The sequence below is a fragment of the Sinomonas sp. genome (assembly GCF_036848755.1).
Classification (GTDB): Bacteria; Actinomycetota; Actinomycetes; order Actinomycetales; family Micrococcaceae; genus Sinomonas.
This window is the reverse complement of the sequence record NZ_DAIUJO010000177.1, coordinates 1-5070: the sequence shown is the minus strand read 5'-3', so window position 1 is coordinate 5070 and position 5070 is coordinate 1. Positions and strand designations below refer to the sequence as shown.

The window sequence follows — 5070 nt, the reverse complement described above, 5'->3', positions numbered from 1 at the left end:
GTCTGCCCGCGCATGGCCCGGTCCACGGCCTCGACGGCCATCTTCCCGGCGAAGGCGGGGGCGTGGGCCTTCCACGTGGAGATCTCGCCCTTGCGCGACTGCCGCGTCGCCGTCGTCGTGTGCAGGGCCTGCCCGATCGCCTGGAAGACTGTCTCGACGTCCAGGCCGAGCAGGGTCCCGATCCCGGCCGCGGCGGATGGCCCCAGGTGGGCGACGTGGTCGATCTTGTGCGCATGGAGGCTGATGGCCTTGGCGAGGTCGACCTGGATCTCGTACCCCGTCGCGATCCCCCGGATGAGATCGCGCCCCGTCGAACCTACGTGCTGGCCGACGGCCAGGATCGGGGGGATGTTGTCCCCGGGGTGGGAATACTCCGCTGCCAGGAACGTGTCGTGGTAGTCCAGCTCCCGCACGGCGACCCCGTTCGCCCACGCCGCCCACTCGGGGGAGACCCGGTCGGAGATGCCGTACAGGAGCGCGCCGCGGCCCCAGGTAGACGGCGTGTGGGCGAGCGCCTGGGCGCGGGCGGCCACGATGGGCCCGCGGTTCAGGGACGCGATCGCGACCGCGGCGTTGTCGATGATCCGGTTGATGACCATCTCGGCCACCTCCGGAGTCACCTCGACCGGGTCGGCGGCGACCTTGGCGATCTTGTACGCGAGCTGGCCCTCCCTTGGGAGGTTCTCCTCGCTGCGGTAGACGCGGACCTTGTGCAGCTCAACCATGGGTGGCCTCTCGGTTGTCGGAATTCACGCTCTGGGTGGATCTGATGTGGTTCAGGCTGTTGCTCAGGTGCACCGCCGTCGCCGCGGAGGCGAGGGGGGCGTTCCCGTCGGCGATCGCCCCTGCGATCGTCGCGTGCTCGACTGCGGCCTGCCGCAGCCGCGCGGCGTCGTCCTTCGCCAGCCGCCGCACCCGGGCCAGGTGCACCCGCAGGGCGCGGAGGGACTCGGCGAGGTAGGCGTTGGAGACGGCCTCGTCGATTGCGGCGTCGAGTTCGGAGGCGAGGGCGTAGTACTCCTGGCGCTGGGGGTCGTGGTCGGACAGGAGGGCAGGCGCCGCGGCGAGCCGGTCCCGCAGCTCCGCGAACCGCTGCCTGTCGCCGCGCTGCGCCGCCAGGCCCGCGGCCTTGCACTCGAGCGCCTCGCGCAGCTCGAAGAGCTCGCCCAGGCGGGCGAGCGAGACATCGCTCACGACGACGCCGCGTCCGCGCTGGGAGCTCGCGAGACCGTCAGCCGTCAGACGGGCGAGCGCCTCGCGCAGGGGAGTCCGGGAAACACCCAGCCGCTCCGCCTGCTCCACCTCGCCCAGCACAGTCCCCGGCACGAGGCGCCACTCCACGATGTCATCGCGGAGGGCGGCGTACGCACGCTCACTGGCCTTCACGATGTATACACTGACAGCAACTCAGTCTGGAATCAAGCCACTCTGCTCTAAAAAATGAGATGAGTGTATACAGTTCCTGATCGGTGCACCCTTGGTTACTCGCGGGTAACATGAGGGGATGCACCTGCTTCTCCGCACCCTGATGCTGCTGGTGACGTCTCGGCGTCGAGCGCCCCTCAGCCTTTGGGGAACCTCGAGCCTGCCGCTGCGGGTCCTCCCCACCGACATCGATATCGCGATGCACGTCAACAACGGAATGTACTTCTCCCTCATGGACCTCGGCCGCTTCGACCTCATGGTGCGGGCGGGGGCATGGGCGAAGATGCGGGCGAAGGGCTGGAGCCCTGTCGTGAACCTCGAGACGATCACATTCCGCAAGTCCCTCACACTCTGGCAGTCCTACACCATCGAATCCCGGATCGTCGGGGTCGACGAGCGCGCCATCTACTTTGAGCAGCGGATGGTCGCGCGAGGCGAGGTCTACGCGCGCGCCTACATCGCGACCCGGCTCGTCCAGCGGGGCAGGCCGGTGAGCAACGAGGAAATCTTTGCGCAGGTCGGATATCCGCCCGAGGATCTCGTGCTGCCCGACTTCCTCCACCGTTGGCGCGAGGAGAACGCGCTCCCCAGCACGCGACGTCCTGCGCCCCACGCGTGGTGAAAGCGGGCCCTCAGTAAAGCGGGCATAGCGTGGGCTCATGGTGATGACCACGCGGCCCGAGTTGTCTGGCACGTTCGGCATGGTCTCGGCGACCCACTGGATTGGCGCGCAGGCAGCGATGGCCATGCTCGAGCGAGGCGGCAACGCCTTCGACGCAGCGGTGGCCGGCGGCCTCTCGCTCCAGGCGGCCGAACCTCAGCAGAACGGCCCGGGCGGCGATCTCACTCTCATCTTCGCCAAGCCCGACTCCCCGCCTCTCGCCTTCTGCGCACAGGGACCGGCCCCGGCGGGCGCGAGCGTCACGGCCTTCCGGGAACTCGGCCTCGACCAAGTGCCCGGTACCGGTCTGCTTGCCGCGACGATCCCGGGTGCCACCCTCGGATGGCTCACGCTCCTCGCGGACCATGGAACGCTCACCTTTGCCGACGTCGTCGGACCGGCGCTGAGGGTCGCCGAGGAGGGGCTTCCGGTCACGGACAGGCTCGCGGCCGTTCTCGAACGGATGGTGCCGCACTTCGTCCGCCACTGGCCAAGCTCCGCGGACCTCTACGCGCCCGGGGGAGCGCCGCAGCCGATCGGAAGCCTGCTGCGGAACCCGGCCCTGGCACGCACCTGGCGCCGACTCGTCGGGGCAGAGACGAGCGCCTCCGCCAACGGTGCCGGACGGCGGGAGGCGCTGAGCGCCGTCGTCCGCGAATGGACGGAAGGCTTTGTAGCTGAGGCCATCGACGCCTTCTGCCGCACGCCGCACCGAGACTCAACCGGCATCGACCACGCGGGCCTGCTCGACGCGCGGGACCTCGCTGAGTGGCGGCCCCGCTACGAGCCCACGGTTTCGGTCGACTTCCGCGGGTGGACAGTCCACAAGTGCGGGTTCTGGAGCCAGGGGCCTGCGTTCCTCCAGCAGCTCAGGATCCTCGACGCGGTCCCCGGATTCGGCGAAGGGCCGCTCGCGCCGGGAACCGAGGGGTACGTCCACACCGTCGTCGAGGCGACGAAGCTCGCACTCGCGGACCGGGACGCATGGTACGGGGATTCGCCCGACGTTCCGGCGACTGAGCTGCTCTCCGCCAGCTATGCCGCCGAGCGGGCACGTCTCATCGGCGAGCTTGCTTCACTCGAGGTCCGCCCCGGTTCGCCCGGCGGGCGGGCTCCGCGGCTTCCGGATCTCGCTGTCCGCGGAGAGTTCGACGCCGCTGGCGTGAACGGGCTCGGCGAGCCGAACGCTGTCCGGGCCTTCCTCGCGGCTGATTCGCTCCCGGACGCAGAGGGGAGGGCCCGAACGGACACCGTGCATCTGGACGTCGTTGACCGTTGGGGAACCATGGTCTCGGCGATGCCGAGCGGCGGGTGGCTCTCGAGCTCGCCGGTGATCCCCGAGCTGGGCTTCCCGCTCGGCACGCGCCTGCAGATGGCGTGGCTCGAGCAGGGGCTGCCGAACACGCTCGCACCCGGGCGTCGCCCTCGCACGACGCTTTCGCCGTCTCTCGCGACGCGCGGGGGAGAGGCAGTGCTTGCATTCGGGTCGCCCGGCGGGGACCAGCAGGACCAATGGCAGCCGCACTTCTTCCTCGATGTTGCGCTCGGCGGAGCCGGGCTGCAGGAGGCTATCGAGGCGCCAGCCTTCCACTCGGTCCACCTGCCGTCGAGCTTCTATCCTCACGAGGCTCAACCCGGCGTCGCGCTAGTCGAGGGGCGGATTGGGGAAGACGTCGTCGACGCGCTTCGGGCCCGGGGCCACCGCGTTGGCGTCTCGGGGGATTGGCAGCTCGGGCGTCTTTGCGCGGTAGCACGAGACCCTGGAACGGGGCAGTTGCGTGCTGGTTCCAATCCGCGCGGAATGACGGGGTATGCGGTCGGGCGGTGATGCCTCAGGCCAGAGTCTCGCCCGTTCGCTCGTCCCGCATTGCCCGCTGGCTGCGGGGTGCGGGGGACGGGCGGCGTGGCTCCCGAACTCCCGCTGAGCCTCCCCGACCCAGCCAGAGAGTCACTCGGCTCCCGCGGCGGGCACCTTTGCCCCGGACTCGGGGCTCTGGTCCGTCACCACAGCACTCAGCGCTTTCTGATCCGCGAGACGCACGTCGTCCGGGTCCGAGGCCAGGGGAACGAGGCGCTTGCCCGTGAGGACCTCCCTCGCCTCCTCGAAGGAGAGGCCGACGACGTCGGGTACGGTCACGTTCGATCGTCTGCGGCTCTGGTTGACGATCTCCGCCGTTGCGGCAGCTAGCGTCTCCTGCACGATGGGCCAATCTTGGCTTCCCGCCTCTGGTAGCGCCGCTCCAGCCCTGGCCTGGTCGGGGAGCGGCTCATCGAGATCGCGCCAGCGTTCCCACGCGGATTGGCGCGTCACGCCGAGTCGGGCGGCGATTTCGGCCCACGATGAGCCTCGTCTCCGGGACGTCCGGACGGCCGCCAGCTCGGCTTGGTCGAGCAGCATGCGGAGCCGCCCGACGTCGCTCAGCGCGTTGAGACCGTCAGCTCCCGCGTCAACCGAACCGGCGCCAGCGCCGAACCACGAACGAAGGCGCTCCCACGCCTTCCGTCCCTCTCGCCACGCTTCTGGGCTCGCCGTCATGGTGTCAGGATATCCTGACACGTCTTCCACGTCTATCCTGGCCTACGTAGGGGCGGGTGGCTCCCGCCTCCGTGGCTCACGTTGTTGTTACAGTCTCGAAACCGGGGTTCATTACTTGTTGTCTTCCGCACCGCGTGCGGACCACTGGTTGGGGGATGTCATGGCGCCGCGCCGCACCTTGTGCTGCTCTCTTCTATTCATCTGCTTGTTTGCGCTGAACGCGTGCGAAGCCCCTGCCGGGGCCCCCGCCGACCCAGGCCCGCCCTCCGGGCCGCCCTCGGTTTCGGCCTCCGGGAGCACGGATGGGTCGGCTCAAGCACCCTCATCCGATCCGCGTCCCACTCCCGCAAGCTCGCGTGGCCCTGCCCGCAACGTGCCGCCGCCCGTATTGCCCGAGGTGGCGAAGCAGAACACTGCGGAGGGGTTCGAGGCGTTTACGCAGTATTGG

Annotated in this window: 6 protein-coding genes; 3 read left to right on the top strand and 3 right to left on the bottom strand. The window is 69.4% G+C overall.

Translation table 11 applies throughout. From position 1 onward, the window contains the following. Window positions 1–725 (bottom strand): MmgE/PrpD family protein (locus tag V7053_RS17835; protein WP_334173605.1); only part of this gene is annotated, 725 nt, incomplete at its 3' end. Continuing rightward, complete coding sequence (locus V7053_RS17830) at window positions 718–1386, bottom strand: GntR family transcriptional regulator (RefSeq protein WP_334173604.1); 669 nt, start codon at window positions 1384–1386, stop codon at window positions 718–720. The genes V7053_RS17830 and V7053_RS17835, both read right to left, overlap by 8 nt. Window positions 1387–1504: 118 nt before the next feature. Between V7053_RS17830 and V7053_RS17825 the strand changes: the two genes are divergently transcribed. Both V7053_RS17825 and V7053_RS17820 read left to right on the top strand, forming a co-directional pair. Then, a complete protein-coding gene (locus V7053_RS17825) occupies window positions 1505–2047 on the top strand; it encodes an acyl-CoA thioesterase (protein WP_334173603.1) in 543 nt (180 codons plus the stop codon). A 37-nt stretch (window positions 2048–2084) separates the two neighbouring features. Beyond that, complete coding sequence (locus V7053_RS17820; protein ID WP_334173602.1) at window positions 2085–3914, top strand: gamma-glutamyltransferase family protein; 1830 nt, start codon at window positions 2085–2087, stop codon at window positions 3912–3914. 120 nt (window positions 3915–4034) lie between these two features. On the opposite strand, the gene V7053_RS17815 is transcribed toward V7053_RS17820, so the two are convergent. Continuing rightward, window positions 4035–4622 carry a PASTA domain-containing protein gene (locus V7053_RS17815; RefSeq protein ID WP_334173601.1) on the bottom strand — a complete coding sequence of 196 codons (588 nt, stop codon included), beginning with the start codon at window positions 4620–4622 and terminating at the stop codon, window positions 4035–4037. Here V7053_RS17815 and V7053_RS17810 point away from each other — a divergent pair. Then, the coding region (locus V7053_RS17810) for a DUF6318 family protein (RefSeq protein WP_334173600.1) at window positions 4621–5070 on the top strand (450 nt) is incomplete at its 3' end. The two genes, V7053_RS17815 and V7053_RS17810, sit on opposite strands and share 2 nt — an antisense overlap.

Coding starts and splice junctions, on each gene's coding strand:
- V7053_RS17825 (WP_334173603.1), top strand. CDS start 1,505: ATGCACCTGCTTCTCCGCACCCTGATGCTGCTGGTGACGTCTCGGCGT.
- V7053_RS17820 (WP_334173602.1), top strand. CDS start 2,085: ATGGTGATGACCACGCGGCCCGAGTTGTCTGGCACGTTCGGCATGGTC.
- V7053_RS17815 (WP_334173601.1), bottom strand. CDS start 4,622: ATGACGGCGAGCCCAGAAGCGTGGCGAGAGGGACGGAAGGCGTGGGAG.